The 21,490-nt window shown below is 66.4% G+C and carries 23 protein-coding genes; 13 read left to right on the top strand and 10 right to left on the bottom strand.

Annotated elements, in window-relative coordinates:
* Positions 1-532: 532 nt before the first annotated feature.
* The 3 genes from HUW53_RS06790 (at position 533) to HUW53_RS06780 (ending at position 3,549) form a co-directional block, all read left to right on the top strand.
* Positions 533-1,156 (top strand): hypothetical protein, encoded by a 624-nt coding sequence (locus HUW53_RS06790; RefSeq protein ID WP_237344997.1) that lies wholly within the window; start codon positions 533-535, stop codon positions 1,154-1,156.
* A gap of 214 nt (positions 1,157-1,370) precedes the next feature.
* A complete protein-coding gene (gene alr / locus HUW53_RS06785; protein ID WP_237344996.1) occupies positions 1,371-2,519 on the top strand; it encodes an alanine racemase in 1,149 nt (382 codons plus the stop codon).
* An 838-nt stretch (positions 2,520-3,357) separates the two neighbouring features.
* Entirely contained in the window at positions 3,358-3,549 is a 192-nt protein-coding gene (locus tag HUW53_RS06780) for a hypothetical protein (protein WP_237344995.1), read from the top strand.
* Between the two features lie 200 nt (positions 3,550-3,749).
* Here the strand turns inward: HUW53_RS06780 and HUW53_RS06775 are convergent, their stop codons facing one another.
* The 4 genes from HUW53_RS06775 to HUW53_RS06760 form a co-directional block, all read right to left on the bottom strand.
* The gene (locus tag HUW53_RS06775; protein ID WP_237344994.1) at positions 3,750-4,322 is read right to left on the bottom strand and encodes a cysteine dioxygenase family protein; all 573 of its coding nucleotides are present in this window, start codon (positions 4,320-4,322) and stop codon (positions 3,750-3,752) included.
* Between the two features lie 16 nt (positions 4,323-4,338).
* Complete coding sequence (locus HUW53_RS06770; RefSeq protein WP_237344993.1) at positions 4,339-5,007, bottom strand: alpha/beta hydrolase; 669 nt, start codon at positions 5,005-5,007, stop codon at positions 4,339-4,341.
* 90 nt (positions 5,008-5,097) lie between these two features.
* Positions 5,098-5,286, bottom strand: coding sequence for a hypothetical protein (locus HUW53_RS06765; protein WP_237344992.1), 189 nt, complete (start codon positions 5,284-5,286; stop codon positions 5,098-5,100).
* A 108-nt stretch (positions 5,287-5,394) separates the two neighbouring features.
* The gene (locus HUW53_RS06760; RefSeq protein WP_237344991.1) at positions 5,395-6,216 is read right to left on the bottom strand and encodes an indole-3-glycerol phosphate synthase TrpC; all 822 of its coding nucleotides are present in this window, start codon (positions 6,214-6,216) and stop codon (positions 5,395-5,397) included.
* 189 nt (positions 6,217-6,405) lie between these two features.
* On the opposite strand from HUW53_RS06760, the gene HUW53_RS06755 reads away from it, so the two are divergent.
* Together HUW53_RS06755 and HUW53_RS06750 are read left to right on the top strand one after the other, a co-directional pair.
* Positions 6,406-6,738 (top strand): monooxygenase system ferredoxin subunit, encoded by a 333-nt coding sequence (locus tag HUW53_RS06755; protein WP_272903910.1) that lies wholly within the window; start codon positions 6,406-6,408, stop codon positions 6,736-6,738.
* 33 nt (positions 6,739-6,771) lie between these two features.
* Positions 6,772-7,467 (top strand): SDR family NAD(P)-dependent oxidoreductase, encoded by a 696-nt coding sequence (locus HUW53_RS06750; protein ID WP_237344989.1) that lies wholly within the window; start codon positions 6,772-6,774, stop codon positions 7,465-7,467.
* Positions 7,468-7,643: 176 nt separating this feature from the next.
* Here the strand turns inward: HUW53_RS06750 and HUW53_RS06745 are convergent, their stop codons facing one another.
* On the bottom strand, positions 7,644-8,057 hold the full coding sequence (locus tag HUW53_RS06745) for a hypothetical protein (protein WP_237344988.1): 414 nt from the start codon (positions 8,055-8,057) through the stop codon (positions 7,644-7,646).
* A gap of 110 nt (positions 8,058-8,167) precedes the next feature.
* Positions 8,168-10,576 carry a DUF3141 domain-containing protein gene (locus HUW53_RS06740; RefSeq protein ID WP_307499930.1) on the bottom strand — a complete coding sequence of 803 codons (2,409 nt, stop codon included), beginning with the start codon at positions 10,574-10,576 and terminating at the stop codon, positions 8,168-8,170.
* Positions 10,577-10,794: 218 nt separating this feature from the next.
* Here HUW53_RS06740 and HUW53_RS06735 point away from each other — a divergent pair, with 218 nt between their 5' ends.
* Entirely contained in the window at positions 10,795-11,079 is a 285-nt protein-coding gene (locus HUW53_RS06735) for a helix-turn-helix domain-containing protein (protein WP_237344987.1), read from the top strand.
* 261 nt (positions 11,080-11,340) lie between these two features.
* Here the strand turns inward: HUW53_RS06735 and HUW53_RS06730 are convergent, their stop codons facing one another.
* From HUW53_RS06730 to HUW53_RS06720, 3 genes are read right to left on the bottom strand one after another with little or no spacing between them, the layout of a single operon-like run.
* Positions 11,341-12,036: an O-methyltransferase gene (locus HUW53_RS06730; protein ID WP_237344986.1), complete on the bottom strand. Its 696-nt coding sequence runs from the start codon at positions 12,034-12,036 to the stop codon at positions 11,341-11,343.
* 17 nt (positions 12,037-12,053) lie between these two features.
* Entirely contained in the window at positions 12,054-12,485 is a 432-nt protein-coding gene (locus HUW53_RS06725; protein ID WP_237344985.1) for a DUF6163 family protein, read from the bottom strand.
* Positions 12,482-13,558, bottom strand: coding sequence for an enoyl-CoA hydratase/isomerase family protein (locus HUW53_RS06720; protein ID WP_237344984.1), 1,077 nt, complete (start codon positions 13,556-13,558; stop codon positions 12,482-12,484). Before HUW53_RS06720 ends, HUW53_RS06725 begins: the two co-directional genes overlap by 4 nt.
* A gap of 223 nt (positions 13,559-13,781) precedes the next feature.
* On the opposite strand from HUW53_RS06720, the gene hemB reads away from it, so the two are divergent.
* From hemB to HUW53_RS06700, 4 genes are all read left to right on the top strand, one after another.
* Complete coding sequence (gene hemB, locus HUW53_RS06715) at positions 13,782-14,822, top strand: porphobilinogen synthase (protein WP_237344983.1); 1,041 nt, start codon at positions 13,782-13,784, stop codon at positions 14,820-14,822.
* A 158-nt stretch (positions 14,823-14,980) separates the two neighbouring features.
* Positions 14,981-16,240, top strand: a complete 1,260-nt coding sequence (locus HUW53_RS06710) for a threonine ammonia-lyase (protein WP_237344982.1) — start codon at positions 14,981-14,983, stop codon at positions 16,238-16,240.
* A 63-nt stretch (positions 16,241-16,303) separates the two neighbouring features.
* On the top strand, positions 16,304-16,858 hold the full coding sequence (locus HUW53_RS06705) for an RDD family protein (RefSeq protein WP_237344981.1): 555 nt from the start codon (positions 16,304-16,306) through the stop codon (positions 16,856-16,858).
* A gap of 79 nt (positions 16,859-16,937) precedes the next feature.
* Positions 16,938-17,687: an arginyltransferase gene (locus tag HUW53_RS06700; protein WP_237344980.1), complete on the top strand. Its 750-nt coding sequence runs from the start codon at positions 16,938-16,940 to the stop codon at positions 17,685-17,687.
* A gap of 39 nt (positions 17,688-17,726) precedes the next feature.
* Here HUW53_RS06700 and eno read toward each other — a convergent pair whose 3' ends face one another.
* Positions 17,727-19,010, bottom strand: coding sequence for a phosphopyruvate hydratase (gene eno, locus HUW53_RS06695; RefSeq protein WP_237344979.1), 1,284 nt, complete (start codon positions 19,008-19,010; stop codon positions 17,727-17,729).
* A 356-nt stretch (positions 19,011-19,366) separates the two neighbouring features.
* On the opposite strand from eno, the gene HUW53_RS06690 reads away from it, so the two are divergent.
* From HUW53_RS06690 to HUW53_RS06680, 3 genes are read left to right on the top strand one after another with little or no spacing between them, the layout of a single operon-like run.
* A complete protein-coding gene (locus tag HUW53_RS06690) occupies positions 19,367-20,281 on the top strand; it encodes a hypothetical protein (protein ID WP_237344978.1) in 915 nt (304 codons plus the stop codon).
* Complete coding sequence (locus HUW53_RS06685) at positions 20,274-20,903, top strand: chromate transporter (RefSeq protein ID WP_237344977.1); 630 nt, start codon at positions 20,274-20,276, stop codon at positions 20,901-20,903. The genes HUW53_RS06690 and HUW53_RS06685 overlap by 8 nt, the downstream gene beginning before the upstream one ends.
* Positions 20,900-21,421 (top strand): chromate transporter, encoded by a 522-nt coding sequence (locus tag HUW53_RS06680; protein ID WP_237344976.1) that lies wholly within the window; start codon positions 20,900-20,902, stop codon positions 21,419-21,421. Before HUW53_RS06685 ends, HUW53_RS06680 begins: the two co-directional genes overlap by 4 nt.
* The last annotated feature ends 69 nt before the right edge of the window (positions 21,422-21,490 follow it).

Below are 21,490 nucleotides of genomic sequence, written 5' to 3'. Positions count from 1 at the left end.
AGCGTCGTCTTCGTGGACAAACGCCGCCATCGGCGAACTGAAACAAGGCGGAGGAAACCGCGATAGAATGCCCTTGTCTTGCCATCTGGCGTGGCGGTCGCTCGCCAAGGCTTGGGCGCATTGAACCGGCAAGCGACGCGATAGCCGCGCGTCGCTTGCCGCTGCCCAAAAATGACGCGGCGCATCGCTGCGCGGCTGAAGGCGCGTCTGCGGGAAAATACGCCGCATCGCGGCGCGCGGGATCCGGCGCGCGGCAAGCGTCTATTTTGCCCAGGTGACGCTCGACTGCCCTTTCACGCGGACACCTTCGCCGTGCGGGGGCGCAAGAGCCCTACGCAGACGCCCCTTGGATGCCTTCCGGGAGCGGGCACAGCCTTATTGGGGATCCACGAGACACCTTCCCGTGGAGCGCAAGGTTCCCAAGGGTCCTCCCAAAGGTAAAGCTGTCCACATAACCTTACGATAACCGGGAACACTCAGCACGAGGCTCTTATTACTCGACAATTTTGCAGCAAAATTGCAATTTCGCCGCATGAAAAAGACCGACCTCTGGAACCCGTTGGCCTTGCTCGCCGGAGGAACCGTCTTCGGCGTGGCACTCGCGTGGAGCGCAATACCTGCGCTATCCAAGCTTTCGGGCGACTGGCTCGGCTTCTATGGATCGGTCACGGGCGGTCTGGTGGGCGGCCTTCTCGGCGTGGGCGCGGGCGTGCTCGCCTGGACCGCCGCCCAACAGCAGATCGAGGCCCAGACCCGAATGCTGGATCTCGCCACCGCCGAACACAGAAGTCGACTCCGAAAAATCCTCAACAACGTGCGCGCGACGCTGGTCGCGACCGAGGCGGACTTCACGACCATCAGCCGTTCCGAGCCCGAGCAATTGAACTGGGACACATTGCGCCGCAGCTTCACCGAAGAACACTTGGAATTCAAACGGCTCGCGATCGATCCGGACATCTGGCGCATCAGCGACGAACTGCACTCCCGTATCACCCTGATCAATCGCGGGATTCACTTGTTCAACAGCGCCTTTGGCGATTCCACCCCGCCGCCGATGGGCACGGAGGAACGGGAAACCTTCAACAGGCACGCAGCGTACATCATCAGGCGATGCCGGGAGTGCATCCGCCTCATCGACATTGAAGGGGCGATCTAGCCGGCGGCCGGCATGGGTGCATGGGTGCATGGTGCCAACCCCGGCCGAAAACGCAGGCGCGCATGACGGGGGCAGCCTCGCATTTTCTGCGAAAACACAGCAGATCGTTCGATGCCCTCCCCTCGAATGACACCATCGGGCAGAGATCGGCGGGAGATTCGCGCAAGCCGCGCGTAATGTTCTGTCCAGTTTCCACCCCGGTTGTCTGCTCCCCATGACCGCGATCGCGCCCTCTCCCAGCATCATCCCCCCGCGTCCCGCTGATCCCTCCCTTGCCCGCGCCGGCGCGGTGCTGACCATCAATCTTGATGCCATCACGCAGAACTGGCGCGCGCTGGCGGCCCGCGTCGCCCCCGCCGTCTGCGCGGCGGTGGTGAAGGCGGACGCCTATGGCCTCGGCGCGCGAGAGGTGGCGCGCGCACTCTCAGCCGCCGGTTGCCGGACCTTCTTCGTCGCGCACCTGGACGAGGGCATCGCGCTGCGGCACATTCTGCCGTCGCCCACGCGCATTGCCGTGCTGCATGGGCCGATGCCTGGAACCGAGGCCGATTTCACAGCCCACCACCTTCTTCCAGTGCTCAATTCGCTGGAGCAGGTAGCGGGCTTCGCCGCTCATGCCCACCACCTGGGACGCAAGCTACCCGCCGTCGTGCAGAGCGACACCGGCATGTCCCGCTTCGGCCTGACCCTTTCGGAGCTTACGAGCCTCGTTGCCGCCGACGCGCTCGAAGGCTTGGATGTGGTTCTGCACATGAGCCACCTCGCCTGTGCCGACACGCCGGATCATCCGGCCAACGGAGCACAACGGCAGGCCTTCCTCGCCGCGCGCCGGCTCCTTCCCGGTGTGCCGGCCAGCCTGTCGGCTTCCTCCGCCATTTTCCTCGGCGGCGATTTTCATTTCGATCTCGTGCGCCCCGGCGCCGCGCTCTACGGCATCGCGCCCCAGGCGGGCGCGCCCAACCCGCTGCGGCCCGTGGTTCGGCTTGAGGGGCGGGTGGTGCAGTTGCGGCAGGCCGCGGCGGGGACACCCGTGGGCTACGGCCATACCGCAACCACCCCCACGGCGGCGCGGCTCGCCACCGTGGGGATGGGCTATGCCGACGGCTTCCTGCGCAGCCTGTCCAACACTGGCGCCGCCTGGCACCGGGGAACACGCCTGCCGCTCATCGGCCGGGTCTCCATGGACAGCATCATCCTCGATATCAGCGCCCTGCCCGATGGGACGCTTTCGCCCGGCGATGCAGTGGACCTCATCGGTCCCGACCAGGACCTCGACGCCCTCGCCCGCGCCGCCGGTACCATTGGCTATGAGCTTTTGACCAGCCTCGGCGCGCGCTATGCCCGGCGCTACCTCGGCGGCTGAGCCCAGGCCCCGCGCCGCCGCCGGACGCTCGAACTCCGGAAAATGAGAGCAGCCATCCGCGAGACATCCCCGCATGAGCCGGGGCGCGGCGGACACATGGTGCCAGTGTCGCGCCACCCGATGTGGCTTTCAAACGGGAAAGCTTCCGGTAGCCCTCGAAACAGCACATGAATCAACTGCGTGGAGAGATATCCGCAAGCTGGTACCAGAGATAAGGTTCGCGGCGCCGCCGCATCGCAGCAAACAACAGTGCAGCGCATCAGAAAAAACATTCGCAAGCGCCATGAACCGCAAGAAAATAGGACTATCATACCGAAATATTTAAGGAATCAGAAACACCACCCAAATAGATGATGTACCCACCCGCAGGATGCGTTACGGTTAACGCTCTGATCCGCTCTGCAATGGTGGAGGGCAACATGTCCAACTTGTCGCCGCGCGAGGTCATTCGCACCGCGGCCATTACCACGATGTTGTGCGCTCTCAGCATGGGATGGCTGCTGCAATAGGCCCAGCCCCTGCGTCGTAGGCCCAAGACCGGATTGCTGATTGCCACCTTTCAGCGCGCACCGGATTCCGCGCCGCTTGCCGGGCCTTTCATACCGCCCTGCCCCTCGCCAGCGGAAAGCGCCGCGCCACGACCACCGCGCCTTCGTCCCCATGCCACGCATGGCGTCTTGAAAGCTGCGTGAGCCGGCGCTGCCCACATCCTTCGCCTTGCCTTCCTCTCCGCTCTGCGTCTGGCCGCCGATTTGCATCAGGGGTGCGCGCGCGGAGAGGCGCCAAACGGGTAAATCGCCCGTCATCGGGTGGAAAACCAAAGGCGAAGGATCTGACTATGGCAGATTATAAAGTGACCGTTGACCAGCTTCCGACCGGAAAGTGGGCTTGCTTCCTTCATGTTGAAGGTGAAGAGGCCCCCATCAACCTGGGCCGTGAATTCAAGAATGACGAACAGGCCGAAAATTGGCTGAACGTCTCTGAGTCCGTGACGGCTATCGAGATGATGCTGAGGAAGGTCAAGAAGTAAACATCACTTCGGGTGGGCCTCGCGCCCACCCGTTCCCCTCGGCGCGCCGCAGATCCAACCGCCGCGTGGCCTGGGCCGCAGGGCGTGATCGCACCGATGGATCCTCGCGAGACGGCCCGCCGCATGTGTCGAATGTCCGACACCCGCCGCCACCGCGTCAGGCTTCGCCCCCCCAAAGAGGTCGCCCGGCCTTTTCTCCCTCAGTCGGTCACTTCCGCCTGAATCGAGAGAATGTCATAGGCGGGAGCGTCCGGCGGATTGGCATAGCCGACCACGCTGGGTGTGACCACCCCATCGGGACCCACCTGGCCGCGCGCCATGCGCCCGATGCCCCCCCCATAAACGTGGATCACGACCGCCGCCCCAGGGGCGCCCGCCTGGGTCCATGCCGCCGCTTCGCCACCGAGAGCTGTTTCAACGCGGCCCGGCGCCAGCACCCGCGCATCAGCTCCCGGCCCGCTGCGGACCACCTCGCCGCGCAGCACGCCGCTGATCTCCCAAACCCCATCCTGGAAACAGGGCCAGCCCTGGCCTGCCGCGAACACCGACGCAACCACGCAAAAACGCTCCATGTCGTCGCGGTAAAGTTCATAGAGACAGGGCCCGTCGCCGTCCGGAGCGAACACCGGCGGCAGCCAATCGTCGGAGGCCACCAGCCGGCCCATCAGATCCCGCCCGATGAAGAGGATCTCGCGCGGACTATCGGCTAGCTCCACCATGGATTGGATATCCCAGATGAAGCGCCGCAACGCCTCGGGCACACGCGCGGTCATGAATATCCCCCAACTGTCAGTGGTGATGGTCGTGCGGTGCGGTCGCGGGCTTCTGGGCCAAATTCCGGGTGAGGAAATCACCGGCGGCGATGATGCCATCATCATCCATGGCGTGCCCGAGGCCCGGCCGACGCATACTTTTCGCGGGCACGCCAGCGGCCTTAAGGCGTTCCTTCGTCGCCCCCATGGCCGCGAACGGCACCAGCGGGTCATCCTCACCATGGATCATCAGCACCTGCGGCTGGGCCGTGATGGCTGCGGGCAACCCCTCGGGCAAGGCGCCGGAAAACCCCACCACAGCCGCCACCGGGTGTGGCCGCATGAGCGCGGCGCAGAGGGCGAGGGTGGCGCCTTGGGAAAAGCCGACCAAGGCCAGATGACTGTCCGGCAGCCGCCGCGCCGCCAGGGCCGCATCCAGAAACCGGTTCAACGCGGCCGCTGCCTCCGGTAGGGCGGCGTGCACGCCCACCCCGCCGTCAAACCAGTGCCGCCCGGCCCCGCCAGGACCGGAAAGCGGCGCCTCGGCGGCCAGAAAATCGGCCTTCGGCAGGGCCGGCGCCCAATTGAGGGCGTGGTCGAGGATGGCCGCGCCGCTGTCGCCCTCGCCGTGCAGCAGCACCACGAGATACACCGGCTTGCCGCACGATAGCGCCGCGATCTTCGGTCCCTCGGCGATGGCGCTCATGCCCCGCCCCGCGCCCTGAAAGACGGCCTCGCCCCTCGACGATCCTTGGCCATGGTCATCTCCCCGCGCCTGCTGCCGGTGTCCGCGCCCCTAATTCGGGCAGGGCACCATCTTGTAGACGGCGTCCGCGAATACCTTGATGCCGGTATTGATGCGCAGGGGCGAGGTCCATGTCTGATAGGTGACAATGCCGCGCGTGATGGCGATGACCTTGTAGTTCTCCGGCCCCTTGGTTTTGTAGCACTTGCCGGGCTGGATATCCTCTTCCTTCAAGGGCATGTCTTAGCTCCTTCCGAGCCGGCGCCGGCCTGACGCCGGCTCCGCCGCGTCTCCCGTGCAATGCGCGTGCCTGCGGGCGGGGTCCCCGCCCGCAGGGGGGAGCCCCGGTCACTCCACCGGCGTTTCCACGCCCAGGATGCGCTCCAGCACACCGGCGGGGTCCTCGTCCTTCATCAGCGCCGCGCCCACCAGGATCGCCTTCGCGCCCAGAGCACCCAGGCGCGCGCGATCATCGGCGGTGGACAGCCCGCCCTCGGCCACGGCGAACACCTTGTCCGCCGGCAACAGCGGCAGCAGCGCCTCGCAGGTGCCTGGCTTCAGCTCGAAGGTATTGATGTCCCGGTTGGTCACGCAGATGAAATCCGCGCCGGAGGCCAGCGCCAATTCCACCTCGGCCGGGGTATGCACCTGCACCAGCACATCGAGGGCGATGGCCGCGGCACGCTCGCGGAACGCCGCCAGCTTGTCGCCGAGCAGAGCCGCCGACAGCATGATGGCATCGGCCCCGGCGAGCCGGGCTTCCAGGATCTGATACACGTCGAAGATGATGTCCTGGGCGATCACCGGCAGGCCCACGGCCCCGCGCACGGTGGACAGGTCGGACGCCGAACCGCGAAAAGACTGGCGTTCCACCGCCACCGAGAGCGCGGCGGCGCCCACCGCCTCGAAATCCTCGGCCAGGTTCTTGTAGGGGACCATCAGGCGCAGGCTGGGATCGAACGGCGTGCCGCCCTTCAGTTCGGCGATCACCACCGGCGCCCCCGCGTCCTTGAATTTCGCGGTGAGCGCGCCCTGAAATCCCAGGGTGAGCGGCAGCTCTCCAATCTTGCCCTGCATCTGGCCGAGAGAGCGCCGGACCTTGGCCTTCGTGAGCTGGTCCTTGCGCTGGAGAATGAAAGGCTTGAGACGGCTGTTTTCCGGCAAAGGCATGGATGAAACGTCCAAACGGGATCGGGGTGGCGCGCCCCTTAAAAAATGCTGCGCCACGGGGAGCGTCACAGATTTCGGGCCCATTGGCCAGTCGCGCGCGGCGCTCCTTCCGCGTCGTCGGGCTTTTCAGCACCGCCAAGACGCGCCATCATAGCCTCGATTTCTTTCGATACTGGCGAGATTTTTTGAATGTTTACCCGTGTCTGCAAAGCTGAAACCGTGCCCGAGGGGGGCATGCGGCTCGTCATCGCCGACAGCCACCTCATCGTTCTGGCCTGGCCGGAGGACGGCGCGCTCAAGGCCTTTCAGGGGGTGTGCCCGCACACCAACGCGCCGCTTTCCGATGCGGAATTCGACGGCCGCGTACTGACCTGCCCGATCCACAACTGGACCTGGGACCTTGCCTCCGGCGCGCCCATAGAACCGCAGGAAAGCCCGCTTGCCGAGTATCCGGTGAAGGTCGAGGACGGTGTCGTCTTTATCGACACGGCAGGGGTTTCGCCCCTGTTCGCGGCACGTTGAGGCCGCTGCCCCGCCAGCCTGGGAGAAGCTGAAGTGAGTGAAGACATCGCCGTCATCGTCGGGGCCGGCAAGGGCCTCAGCGCCGCATTGGCCCGCCGCCTCCACCAAGAGGGCTTTCGCATCGCCCTCGTGGCCCGCAATGTGGAGAAGCTCGCCCCCCTCGTCGCGGAAACCGGCGCGCTGGCGCTCTCCGGGGACGTACAAAACCCACAGGCCGTGGAAACGGCGTTCACGGCGGTGGACCGGACCCTGGGTCCGCCCTCCCTCGTGGTGTTCAACGCGGCGGCCCGCTACCGTGGGGCGGTGGAGGAACTGGACCCCGGCGAGGTGCTGGACGCTTATGCGGTCGGCGCCTTCGGCGGCTTCCTCACCGCCCAGGCCGCCGCCCGGCGCATGCTGGCGCGCGGATCCGGCTCCATCTTCTTCACGGGGGCCACGGCCAGCATCAAGGGGATGCCCCACTCCATCCCCTTCGCCATGCAGAAATTCGCGCTGCGTGGCTTGGCCCAGAGCCTCGCCCGCGAGCTTGGTCCGCGCAACATCCATGTGGCGCATTTCGTCATCGATGGCGGCATCTCGTCATCCTGGGCCACGCCCGGCGAGGGCGGTCCCGCCGACAAATGGCTGGCGCCGGAGGCCATCGCGGAAACCTACCTGTCCACCCACCGTCAGCATCGCTCGGCGTGGAGCTTCGAGGTGGACCTGCGCCCCTGGGTGGAGAAATTCTGATACTGCTCTCCGCCGACGCGGAGGGCTGGACCGCCGTCGCCGGCACGGGAGCCACTCCTGTGGCACCGCAAACCGGGCTATGACAAAGAAACCGCGTCGCCCAGACGCGGCTTCAAGCGGCAGCCCATTTGCTCGTGTCCTGCCCCAGCCGCCGATGAGCGTGCGGCGGCCTTAGGTCACTTCACGATCAGCAGAAGCAGCTTCTGGCCCGGCTCGGAATCAAGCTCCGCCGCGGTCAGCTTGCCGTCTTTGTTCGCGTCGGCCGCATTGAAGCGGGAGCGGACAATCGTCAGCCACTCGTCGAGCTCCAAGGTCTGGTCCCCGTCCTTGTTGACCAGCGCCCAGTCCTCGGGCGTCAGGCGCCCCTTGGTCTCCGGGGCTTCCAAGGTGGTGTCATGATCCTTGTTGATGGCCTTGAAGGTCTGGGTGCCGAGATCGATCACCTCGACGATCTCCAGGGTGTCGTCGCCATCCTTGTTGAGCTTGGCAAGCGCGTCCTTGCCGGACATCGCGGCCATGGCCGATGGCGCGAAGGCCAGCACCCCGGCAACCGCCGCTGCAACACCGAACCGAAAAAACGAGCGCGCCATGAAAGCTCCCCCTAAACCAGATTTTCGGGAAGCCTATGCTGCCCCCCTTGAAAGCGCAATGCCGCGGCGCTTATGCGCCGCGGCATTGCGTCTTCACACGGCGAGTGTCCTCACTGAGCCGCTTGCGCGGTCACCTCCAGCGGATCAAGCGCGATGTCGGCCGTCGCGGGCTCCAGGCCGAGCACATGGCGGATGCGCTGCAACATGGAGAGGGTCCGCGGATCCATCTCCTCAAGCGGGCCGGGCACGAACTGCACCACCTCGGCCGCCTTGCGGCGCTCCTCCGGAGTCCGCAGCATCTCGGGCAGTGCCTCGATCGCCGCCTCGCGCGCATATTCCACAACCAGGCTCTGCTCGTGGATGATCTCCGCCTTGCGGGCCACCGGCAGGGACAGGAAGGGCTCGTCCTTGGTGAGCACCTTGGCCGAGCGCTCCAGGCGATCGCGGCGCACATTGCCGCGGGCATCGGCGAGCAGGATCAGCATGCGGATCACAGCCTCGACGAAACCACCGGAATTGACGTGCAGCAAGGCCGCGCGCACCTCCGGCAGACCCACCAGCTCTTCCTTGGTCTTGCGCGTCCGCTCGAAATTGTAGTTCCGGCCGAACCAGCGCATGAAGGGCGTGGCGTAGATGGAATAGAAGGTCACTTCGTACCAGGCGTCGCGAATATCGCGGACGACGTCGATGGTCTGCTCGAAGGCATCGGCCATCAGGCGCTCCGCCAGGACGAAGGGATTCTCCTTTTCCACCGGCTTGCGGCTCTCGCTCACCACCTTGGAAAGGGCCTCGAGCGGCATCATCACCGGATTGCGCGACGAGGTGAGGGCGCGCTGCACCCGCAGCGGATGCATCATGCGGCCGATCTCCGCGCTCGCGCGCGTCACCGACGCCTGCACCATGGGCCGCAGGAACACGTCGTAGAGCTCGCCCTGCAACTCGGAGAGATGCTGCACGGCGGCGAAGGGCACCTCGTCCTCGCGCCCGTCGCCATAGCCGGGCAGCTCGCTCATCTTGCGTTCGGCAAAGGAGACGGTGAACTGCGCGTCTTGCCCTTCGCCGCGGACGTCATCAATGGTCATCTCATAGAGACCCGGCGCCAGCGCCTCGATGGTCTTCAGCACCGAGGACACCTGGGTGTGCTCGCGCTTGGCGATGGAGGCCGAGACGAAGATGCCGAGATGGCCCACCTTGTCGTGCACCATGTAGACGATGCGCTGGCCACGGATGCGGATTTCCGTCTCGTCCGCATAGGTGTCGATGATCCAGTTGATCGCCTGCTTCACCGGCGTGATGTTGTCGCCATGGCTGGCGAACACGATGATGGGCGAGCGGATCTGCTTGACGTCGAGAACGCGGCCATGCTCCAGCCGCGCCTCGTTGCGCGCCAGCTTGTTGCCGACGAACAGCTCCCGCACGATCCACACGATCTCCGGCTCGTTGAGCAGGAAGAAGCCGCTCCACCACTTCTCGAATTCCAGGAAGCGGCCGCTCTCGGTATCGACCTTCTCGAACAGGTCGTAATATTTGCGGAACCAGGTGCGGCCCGGATTCAGCATCTCGAAATTGAGCACCAGCGATGCCCCGTCGAACACGCCGTCACCGTAGTCGGACCAGAACATGGGCTGGACCTGGCCACCGAGCAGACCGGCATTGTAGCGCATGGGGTTCGCCCCCACGTCGCCAGACCAGGTCTCCACCGGGGCGCCGTTCAGCACCAGCGGGCCGGTGATGTCCGGGTTGGCGGCGCCGAGCAGGAGGGTCGCCCATCCGCCCTGGCAATTGCCGATGACCACGGGCTTCGACGCGTCCGGATGCTGCTCCTGCACGTAGCGCACAAACGTCGCTTCGGCCCGCGACACATCGGCCAGGGTCTGGCCGGGCTCGGGATTGCGGCTGAAGCTGACGAAATAGACCGGATGGCCAGCCTTCAGCGCCACGCCCACCTGACTATCGGACTTGAAGCCGCCGATGCCGGCGCCATGGCCCGCGCGAGGGTCAATAATCACATAGGGGCGCTTCCAGGGATAGACTTCCACCCCCTCCGGCGGCTTGATCTTCAGCAGGGCGTAATTGCAGGGCCGGGGCAGGCTGCGACCGTCCATGACCACGTCATAGTCATAGATGAGCACCGGCGGGCAGCCGGCCGCCTCGTGCTCGAAGAAATTGTCGCCGCGCTGGCGCAGGGTGTCGAGGGTAAGCACCGCGCGCTGGGTGCGGTCGATCACATAGGCCTGCGCGTCCTTCACCCGGTCCGAAAGCGAACGCTCCGTGCTGGTGATGGTGCCCATGAGGGCCGTCAATTCGTCGAAGGTCGCCCGCAGCCGCCCGCCGTGGGTGGCCGAGATATTCATGAAGTGCCGTCCGGCAGCCTTGGACGTCAACTGGCTCATGGTGGACAACTCGGACAGCTGCGCCGTCAGGGCCAAAGCGCGCTGGCGCGCGGTCCAGGCATTGCCATCCGTCACCTTGGCGAAGAACGGGTTGGTGAACTTCGAGGGCATGAGCTGAGCGTTCAAGCGGTCCTCCCCGCCGCATGGGCGGCGTCATCCGGTTCGGCCATCCTCCAGCTTGGGACCGCTGGCGAATAGTGCACTGCACAATACTAGACGGCGCCTATTGCATAAAGATGGCAAAGGCTCCGGATTAGTCCTCATTGCGGGCCCTGTTCGATGCCGCGTCGACGCATCCTCTCCGCCGTGCGATAGGAACAGGGATCATTTTGGAGCATTGCCCCATGGACAACACGGTTTCCGGCCGGCAGATCAAGGCCGCCCGCGCCATTTTGGGATGGACCCGCGAAGTCCTCGCCGCCCGCGCCGGCGTAACCGCCGCCACGGTCAAGATCGTCGAGACCGACGACACCGGCCTGTCGGCGCTCGCCCCGACCCGAAACCAGCTCGTGGATGTGCTCGAAGGCGAGCGAATCGTCTTTTTGGCCAGCCCGGCACCGGGTGTGCAGCTGGTTCCCGCGGAGGACGGCCTGCGCCCCGACGAACTCAACGCCTCCAACGACGATTGACGCAGGGCGCGACCGATCGGGGCCGTCGAGCAGATGCGCCATGCGGGTTCAGGTAACGCACGGCGCGCACGGCTCACTGCGTCGGCCAGGGAAGTGCCGCCGAATCCGGATGCCCTTCGGTCACGCCTGTGCTTTCCTGGCAGCCCAACACAGCGGACCACATTATGATTCTCCACAAAATCGCGGCGCGTCACTACATCGTGGTGGCCATCATCCTCATCGTGGCCGTTCTGGCCTACCTGGGAAGCTGGTCCTGAACCCTCAGGCCGCACACACGCGGATCATCGCGAAGCCGTCGTAACCCTTGGCGCCCACCGTCTGAATGGCGGTGGCTGTCACGCCGGTCTCTGCCGAAAGAGCGTCGAAGAAGCACCGCACGCCCTGGACCGAGGCATCGGCGCTGGCGCCATCAAGCACCGCGCCGTTGCGCACCACATTATCGCAGATGATGATGCCGCCCGGACGCGTCAGGCGCAAAGCCCAGCGCAGGTAATCGGTGTTGCTCGGCTTGTCGGCATCGATGAACACGAGGTCGAACGGACCCGCCCCCTCTGCCTCCAGCTTCGGCAGGGTCTCAATGGCGGGCGCGACACGCAAATCAATCTTGTGGTCGAGCCCCGCCCGCTTGAAGTTCGCCGCCGCCACCTCCGCGTGATGGGGCATGGCTTCCAGGGTCACGAGACGGCCATCCGCCGGCAGGGCGCGCGCCAGGAAAAGGGTGCTGTAGCCGCCCAGGGTGCCAATCTCCAGAATCCGGCGCGCGCCCAGCATCAGCGCGAACAGGTGCAGCATCTGGCCCTGGGCCGCGGAGACGGCGATGGGCGGCAGGCCCGCCGCGGTGCTGGCTTCCAGGGTGGCCGCCAGCACCGGATCGTCGGGCAGAAGGTGCCCCGTCAGGTAGTCATCTACGGCGCTCCACACCGCCTCCGTCGATTCATTCGCGCCCTGCCCGCTCATGACTTCACTCCGGTTCGTCAGGTTTCGTCGCTTTCCCGCGCGGCGCGGATGGAGAGCACCGCATAGGCCACCACGAGCCCCAGCTCCACCAGGGTGAACAGCAGCAGCGGCGTCATGCCCGAGGGCGCCCAGGCGGCCAGCACCGCCTGCGTCAGGGTCGCGATCAGCCACAGCACGATGGCCCAGCCGGCGCGCAGCCACAGCCCCACCCCGGCAATGGGATCGATGATGGCGGCCCAGATCACCGCCCCCTGTGCGGCCATCGGCAGCTCCTCGAACCAGGAGGGCGTGCCCTCGCCGATGCCGAGAATCACCACCCAATGGATGACGCCCTCGACGAGCAGGAACAGCGCCACCCCGCGCAGGAACAGGAACAGGCGCCGCCGCCAAGGGGAAAGGCTCTCCCAGTGGGCGCGGGCGCTGGCATCGATGGGATCGTAGTGGCTCATGCGCCCGGTGCCAGAAGCTCAAGCTCATGGGGGATGGGATCGAAATGGGCCGCAATAATGTTCGGGTCCACATCTGCGAGGCTTGCCGGCTGCCAACGGGGGGCATTGTCCCGGTCCACCAGCACCGCCCGCACGCCTTCGTAGAAGTCGTGTCCGGCGGCCACCCGCGTCACCGCCCGGAATTCCGCCTTCAGGCAGCCGCCGAGGTCGAGCGCCGGCCCGCGCTTCATCTGCTCCATGGCGATGGAGAGGCTGGTGGGTGATTTGGCGCGGATGTCCTGCGCCGTGGTGGCGGCGAACGTCGCGAACGGCCCGCCGCCGGCCGCGGTCTCGTCCAGACCGGAGAGAATCGCCGGAAGGTTGCCACGCGAGAACAGGTCGGCGATGAGCTCCGCCCGATCGGCGAAGGCGCTCGGCGCGGGCTGCACACCATGGGCGGCAATGGTGGTAGCGACGTCACCGCCCGCGCGCAGGGCCTCCTCCAGCGCCGGGAAGACGGAGGATGGAACAACGGCCGTGGCGAGGCCACAGGCCAACGCCTCCGGCGCGCGGATGCGGGTGCCGGTCAGCGCCAGGAACACGCCGAAGGCGCCCGGCAGGCGCGGCAGCACATGGGTTCCGCCCACATCCGGAAACAGACCGATGTTCACCTCGGGCATGGCGAACAGGTAGCGCTCGCCCGCCACCCGGTGCGCGCCATGGGCGGAAAGGCCGAAGCCGCCGCCCATGCAGATGCCGTCCACCAACGCCACATAGGGCTTCGGAAAGGTGCCTATATAGTGGTTCAGCACATATTCCTCGCGCCAGAAATCCAGCGCCTCGGCGGTGCGGCCGGCGCGGCCGAGGTCATAGAGGGTGCGCACGTCGCCGCCGGCGCAAAACGCCTTCTCCCCTACCGCCTTGATGATGACGCGCGTGATGGCGGGGTCCTTCGCCCACTCCCGCAGCCGCGGCAGGATCTCGCGCACCATGGGCAGGTTCAGCGCATTGAGCGCCTTCGGCCGGTTGAGCGTGATGACGCCCGCCTCGCCCTTCCGCTCCAGGATGACTTCGGGTTCCGGCCGGTTCTCCATGCGCGCCTCTCTTCGAAACCACCCATAGCGGGTCTGGGAGGGTTAGACGGGGCGGTGGCCAGCGTCAACGCCGCCGCGGGGACAGGAGCAGCCGCGCAATCGTGAGACATCGGGTCGCGCCGCGTCTCTCGCCGGCCGGGGAGCGCGGCGCTATAACACCCCCTCCGCCGGCCCCGGCCGCCGAGGCGCCACCCCGCGCCGCAGAAAGACAAGAGCTGACCCCATGGCCTTCACCTCGCCCCGCATCCACCCGGTTCCGGAACCCACCGGCACGCCGCGGCTCGACCTCGTGCAGCGCCCCCGGCGCAACCGTAAGAGCGACTGGTCGCGCCGCCTGGTGCGCGAGGCGAGCCTCTCCGTCGACGACCTGATCTGGCCCATCTTCGTGATGGAAGGACGGGCCGCGCGCGCGCCCATCGCCTCCATGCCGGGGGTGGAGCGCCTGACCGTGGACGAGGCCGTGCGCGCCGCCGTGCACGCTGCCAAGCTCAAGATCCCGGCGCTGGCCCTCTTCCCCTACATCGACCCGACCCTGCGCGACCCGGAGGGCAGCGAGGCGCTCAACGAGAACAATCTCGTGTGCCAGACCCTGCGCGCCATCAAGGCCGAGGTGCCGCAGATCGGTCTCATCACCGACGTCGCCCTCGACCCCTTTACCAGCCACGGCCACGACGGGCTCTTGGAGGACGGGCGCATTCTCAATGACGAGACGGTGGACATCCTGGTGCGCCAGGCTCTGGTCCAGGCCGAAGCGGGGGCTGACATCATCGCCCCGTCCGACATGATGGACGGTCGCGTCGGAGCGATCCGCGCCGGGCTCGATGCCGCCGGCTTCACCGACGTGCAGATCATGTCCTATGCGGCGAAATATGCCTCGGCCTTCTATGGTCCGTTCCGCGACGCCATCGGCACCGCCAAGACCCTCTCCGGCGACAAGCGCACCTATCAGATGGACCCCGGCAACGGGCTCGAAGCCCTGCGCGAAGCCGCGCTCGATGTGGAGGAGGGCGCGGACATGCTGATGGTCAAGCCCGGCCTGCCCTATCTCGACATCGTCTGGCGCCTGAAGGAGACCTTCGGCCTGCCCACCTTCGCCTATCAGGTGTCTGGCGAGTACGCGATGATCGAGGGCGCCATCCGCAACGGCTGGGTGGACGGCGAGCGGATCGTCTTGGAGAGCCTCACCGCATTCAAGCGCGCCGGCGCCGACGGCATCTTCACCTATTTCGCCCCACGCATGGCGGAACGCCTCGCCGCCGGCTGAGACAAAGCATCACGCGGGAGGCACAAAGCCTCCCGCGCCTCCGGCCAGCTTTTTCGCACGGGCCTTCCGCCGCTCGGTGGCCGGCGCCAGTCTCTTGCGGAGGCGGCCCCCAACGATAACAATAGCCGACGGCACCGATCCGCGGCGAAGGAACGCCCATGCCGCAGCTCCATCCCGCCCCGATCACCGACGACCTGCCCGTGACCCTCGCCGACGTGGAGGCGGCCCGCCCGCTGCTGGCCGGCGCCATCCTGCGCACGCCGACCCTGCGCGCGCCGCGGCTTTCGGCCCTCACCGGCGCCGACGTGTGGGTGAAATACGAGAATTTCCAGGTCACCGCCTCGTTCAAGGAGCGCGGGGCCTTGGTGAAGCTCTCGCGCCTCACGCCCCAGGAGGCCGAGCGTGGCGTCATCGCCATGTCGGCCGGCAACCATGCCCAGGCGGTGGCCTATCACGGGTCACGGCTCGGCATCTCCACCACCATCGTCATGCCGGAGACCACGCCGCAGGTAAAGGTCAGCGCCACCGAGGCCTTCGGCGCCCGTGTGCTGCTGTTCGGGGAAACGGTGGCCGATGCCCAATCCGAGGCCGAGCGGGTGGCCGAGGCCGAAGGACGAGTGTTCGTTCATCCCTATGACGACCGGGACGTGATCGCCGGCCAAGGCTCCATCGCCCTTGAGATGATGGAGGACGGCCCGAGCTTCGATGCGGTGGTGGTACCCATCGGCGGCGGCGGCATGTTGGCCGGCATGGCCCTCGCCTTTGCCGGCCGCGCGCCGCAGACCGAGATCGTGGGCGTGGAGGCGGCTCTCTACCCCGCCATGTGGAGCGCGTTGACCGGCATCTCCCGCCCCTGCGGCGGGCCGACCCTGGCCGAGGGTATCGCGGTGCGCAACGTGGGCGTGATGCCCTCGCAGATCATCCGCCGGCTGGTGCCCGACATCGTGCTGGTGGACGAGACGGCCCTGGAGCGGGCGGTAAACGCCTTCCTCATGCACCAGAAGACCCTGGCCGAGGGCGCCGGGGCGGCGGGGCTTGCCGCCCTCCTCACCGAGCCGGAACGGTTCAAGGACAAGACGGTCGGCCTCGTCCTGTGCGGCGGCAACATCGATCCCCGCATGATCGCCGGCATCCTGATGCGCGAACTGGAACGGGAGTGCCGCATCGTCTCCTTCCGCCTCACCATCCTGGATCGACCGGGGATGCTGGGGCGCATCTCCACCCTGCTCGGCAAGCTCGGCGCCAACATTCTTGAGGTGCACCACCGGCGCACCTTCCTCGACGTGCCGGCCAAGGGCACCCGGCTCGACCTCACGGTGGAGACCCGCGACCAGGCCCATGCGGACATGATTCAGAAGGCGCTGGAGGCCGAGGGCCTGCCGGTGCAGCGGCTGGGGGCCGGCGGTGCCGACTGGTGAGGCTCCGTCCCTTGCGCACAGGAAGCGGGAGCACCACGTTGAGAAGCGAAGGAGCCCCGCCCCATGAGCAACGCCGGCGACGCCAATCGCGATCCCTACCGTGATCCCTATCCGGGCGCCGCGGACGGACCGAAGCCCCATGCGTTCGACCCGGTGACGCAGCCGGAATATTTCGAGGGCGTGCTGTCCCGGCGGCTCATCGCCTTCTGCGTGGATGTGATGATGATTCTCGGCCCCATCGTCGGGCTGGCGGTGTTCATCTTCATCTTCGGCATCGTCACCTTGAGCCTGGGGTGGCTGCTGTTTCCCCTGCTCGGCCCTGCGTTCGTGGTCTGGGCCATCGCCTATAACGCCATCACCCTCGGCTCGCCCGCCTCGGCGACGCTGGGCATGCGGCTGATGGATATCGAAATGCGCACCTGGTACGGCGCCCCCTGCTATTCCCTGCTCGGGGCGGTGCATGCGGTGCTGTTCTGGGTCTCCATCAGCGCCCTGACGCCGCTGGTGCTCATCGTGCCGCTGTTGAATGATCGTCGTCGCCTGCTGCACGATTTCGTGGCCGGGACGGTGGTGGTGAACACCCCGGCGAGGGCGTCCATGTTGCGGCGCATTCAATGAAATTGACGGCAGCGGCCATTTCGCCTTTGACGCGATGTCCCGCTCCGGCGATCCTGTCCTGAGTTAAGGATAGAGGACCTTGAGCGAGCATCCACGCGACACGCCGCAATTCTATCTGACGGCGCCCGCCCCCTGCCCCTACCTCCCCGACCGGGAGGAGCGCAAGGTATTCACGCATCTTGTGGGCGAACGGGCGGCGACCCTCAACGATGTGCTCACCCAGGGCGGGTTCCGGCGCAGCCAGTCCATCGCCTATCGCCCTGCCTGCGAGAATTGCCGCGCCTGCGTGTCGGTGCGCATCTGCGTGGACGATTTTCACGAGACCAAGAGTTTTCGCCGGGTGCAGGCGACCAATTCCGATCTCATAGGGGCGCTGCGTCCGCCCTCCCCGACCTCCGAGCAATATGGCCTGTTCCGCGCTTATGTCACCACCCGGCACGGGGACGGCGGCATGGCCGACATGAGCGTGCTCGATTACGCCATGATGGTGGAGGACACCCACGTCGACACCCGCCTCGTGGAATATCGCAATCGCAATGTCGATTCGCGCTTCCTCGGTCGCGGCAGCGGCGACCTGCTGGCGGTCGCGCTCACGGACGTCCTCTCGGACGGCCTGTCGATGGTCTATTCCTTCTACAATCCGCAGGTGCCCCACCGGTCCCTTGGCACCTTCCTCATTCTCGACCATGTGGCGCGGGCCAGAAGCATGGGCCTGCCCTATGTCTATCTCGGCTACTGGGTCGAGGGCTCCCACAAGATGGACTACAAGCGCCGCTACCTGCCCCAGGAGCGTCTTTCGCCCCACGGCTGGGAACGGGTGGAGCGCTGAACGCGCCCCTCCCTGTGCAGGAAGGGGCGCGGACGCATCTCAGGCCAGGGCCTTCAGGGCCGCCTTGCCCGCATAGCGGGCCGTGTCGCCCAATTCCTGCTCGATGCGCAGAAGCTGGTTGTACTTCGAGGTGCGGTCCGAACGGGCCAGCGAGCCGGTCTTGATCTGCCCGCAATTGGTGGCCACCGCGAGATCGGCGATGGTGGAATCCTCGGTCTCACCCGAGCGGTGGGACATCACGGCGCGGTAGGCCGCCTTGTGCGCCATCTCGACCGCGTCGAGGGTCTCGGTGAGGGAGCCGATCTGGTTCACTTTCACCAGGATGGCATTGGCCACGCCGCCCTTGATGCCGCGCGACAGGCGTTCCACGTTGGTCACGAACAGGTCGTCGCCCACCAACTGGCACTTGGAGCCGATGGCGTCGGTGAGCAGCTTCCAGCCGGCCCAGTCGTCCTCCGCCATGCCGTCCTCGATGGTCACGATGGGATAGTTGGAGACGAGATCCGCCAGGTATTTCACCTGGGCCTCGACATCACGCACCTTGCCTTCGCCCTCATAATTGTAGGCGCCGTCCTTGAAGAACTCTGTGGAGGCGCAATCAAGACCCAGATAAACGTCCTCGCCGGGCTTGAACCCGGCCTTCTCGATGGCCTTCAACACGAAGTCGAGAGCCGCCTCTGCGGACGCGAGATTGGGGGCGAAGCCGCCCTCGTCGCCCACATTGGTGTTGTGGCCGGCGTCCTTGAGGCCCTTCTTCAGGGTGTGGAAGATCTCCGCCCCCCAGCGCAGGCCTTCCGCGAACGACCCGGCGCCCGCCGGCAGGATCATGAATTCCTGGAAGTCGATGGGATTGTCCGCATGGGCGCCGCCGTTGACGATGTTCATCATGGGCACCGGCAGCGTGCGGGCATTCACGCCGCCCACATAGCGGTAAAGGGGAAGGTTATTGGCGAGGGCACCGGCCTTGGCCGCGGCCAGCGACACGCCCAGGATGGCGTTGGCGCCCAGGCGCGCCTTGTTGGGCGTGCCGTCGAGCGCGATCAAAGTGGCGTCGAGATGGGCCTGATCCTCGACCTCGAAGCCGCCGATGGCGTCGTAAATCTCGCCGTTGACCGCATCCACGGCCTGGAGCACGCCCTTGCCCAGATAGCGATCCTTGTCGCCATCGCGCAGTTCCACGGCCTCATGGGCGCCGGTGGAGGCGCCCGACGGCACCGCGGCGCGGCCGACGGAGCCGTCTTCCAGCACCACATCCACTTCGACCGTCGGATTGCCGCGGCTGTCCAGAATTTCCCGGCCGATGATGTCGACGATGGCGGTCATGAACGGTCCTTCCCTCATCTCGTGCGCGCGCCGGATGCCGGAAGGCGGCCGTTCCGCCTCCACGCGTCTGCACCGTCGCAAAGCCATTGCGCCGGGGGCATCTTCCGCAGCCGCAGATGACGCGCCGTCCGGCGCGCCGCTTCTAGATCATTTCCGCCGCTCTTTGTATCGCGAAAATGCCGGAGGGGCGGTCGCCCCGCCCCGGAGGACCTCGAAGGGGACGCCCAAAGGGGCACAGAAGGCAGATGCGTTTATTCCACCGCCCTCAATCCGTTTGGACTTTGCGCGTTGGGGTTGATAAGCCATCCACGCAACGACGCCGGCCGTCCATGATTCCGATCTAAGGGGAAGGGGCCATGAGCAACGACGAAATGACGCCCGCCATTGCTGACGGTGAGGAACGGCTCTACGCTGATGGGCATCCGTTCGACGACGTTCATTACCTCGAAGCAAAAATTATTCTCCAGGGCCTGCGCTTTACTTCGGTGCAGAGCTTCTTCGATTTTGCGAAGATCGTCGCGCGTGTTGCAAAACGCGAGGGTGTCGATTTCGACCCGCGACCAGCGCGGGGCCTGCACCCGCAGATCCGTGAGGTCCTGTTCCTCGATACCAAGGACTTCCTGCTCTACAACAACGCCTTCATTCTGCGTCGCCGCTTCACCTATGAGGATGGTTTCCCGGTCGGCGACCCGGAGATCGTCTTCAAATTCCGCCATCCGGACATGGAAACGGCGGCCGCGCTCGACGTCCGCCCGCAGATTGCGGGGAATTACCGCATCAAATTCAAGGAAGAAATCCTGCCCCTGAAGAATCATCTCGGCGGGGTGCGGTCGCTGTTTTCCCACAATGTGGAATTTCCCTACCACCCGCGTGGCGTCGCCGACCCGACCGCGCCGGAGACCCTGACCCGCGTCTTCCCCTGCCTGGGCACGCTCCTGGAGCACTCCGGCGAGCACGTCGAGCTGGTCAATCACACGGCGGTGGAAGAGGTGCTCCAGCAGCTCGGCACGCTCGATTTCGGCAAGGGCATGATCGCGCCGTGCAACGTCTCGGTCTGGCGCACCCGCGGCGAGCAGTTCCAGCTCGTGGGCGAGTTCGCCTATCAGGTGCACTACCTGCGCCGGGAGGACCTGAGCGCCAAGGCGATCCAGCGCAGCACCGCCTTCTTCCATGCCCTCCAGGACGAGGCCAAGGACTGGATCCTGCTCGGCACCACCAAGACCGCGGCGGTCTACCGCCTCAAGGGCAACCCGCCGCAAAGCCATGAGTGACACGCCCGCGCCGCCGGCAGTCCCGGCCTCGCAGCCGCAGCGCGATGCCCCCGTGGACGATGTGCCGCAGGTGAGCCTCACCGAGATTTTCGTGGGCTTTCTGGTCATCGGCGCCACCAGCTTCGGCGGGGGCGTGGTCGCCTATCTGCGTACCGGCCTCGTCGGGCGGCGGAAATGGATCGCCGACGAGACCTTCCTGGAACTGCTCTCCATCTGTCAGACCCTGCCGGGGCTCAATGCCTCCAACATGGCGATCCTGGTCGGCGACCGGCTGCGCGGCACCGCCGGCGCCGCCGTCGCCCTGGCCGGCATCTGCCTGCCCGGCGGCATCCTGATGATGGCGGCGGCCATGGCCTATGCCGCCTCCCAGGGCACCCATGTGGGCATCGGCGCGGCGCTGCACGGCATTTCGGCGGCGGCGGTCGGCCTCGTGCTCTCCGTGACCATCCAGCTTGGGCGCAAGACCCTCATCCATTGGGCCGATTTCGCCTTCGTCGCGCTGACCGTCATCGGCGTGAACGTGCTGCACCAATCGGTGCTGCTGGTGCTGCTGGTGGTGGGCGCCCTGGCCATCTTCTGGTATCGGCCGGACCGCCTGCCGCCGGGAGGGCACCAGCCGTGAACCAGCTGTTCGGCCTCATCGCCGTGTTCGCCTATCTCTCGCTGCTGACCGTCGGCGGGGGCATGGCGGCCTTTCCGGAAATGAAGACGCTTGTGGTGGATACCTACCACTGGATGACGTTTCCCCAGCTCATCCACCTGTATTCCGTCGGCCAGATGGCGCCCGGTCCCAACATGATGATGATCGCGGGCGTGGGCCAATGGGTCGCCGGCCCGGTCGGTGCGCTGGTGGTGGTGCTGGCGTTCTTCCTGCCGACCGGGCTGTTCACCTTGTGGGTGGGACGACTGTGGAAGCGGCTCGACCATTGGCGGTGGCGGGCCTCCATTCAGCGCGGACTCGCGCCGGTGTCCATCGGCCTGCTGCTGGCGGGCGCGATCTCCATCGGCAAGGGCACGCTGACGGGGTTCGACAGCGCCCTGCTCTGCGCCGGCGTGTGCGGCATTCTGCTGGCGACACGCATGAACCCCCTGCCCCTCATCGGCGGCTGCGCGGTGATTGGCTTCTTCCTGTTCCGCTGATTGGCGCAAGTCTCGGACGGGACGACAGGCGCTGTTGGGCAAACGGCCGGCGTGATCTACAACACCGCC

Source organism: Xanthobacter agilis (assembly GCF_021730435.1).
Classification (GTDB): Bacteria; Pseudomonadota; Alphaproteobacteria; order Rhizobiales; family Xanthobacteraceae; genus Xanthobacter; species Xanthobacter agilis.
The sequence above is the reverse complement of the archived record's forward strand: the minus strand, read 5'-3'. Positions and strand labels throughout refer to the sequence as shown.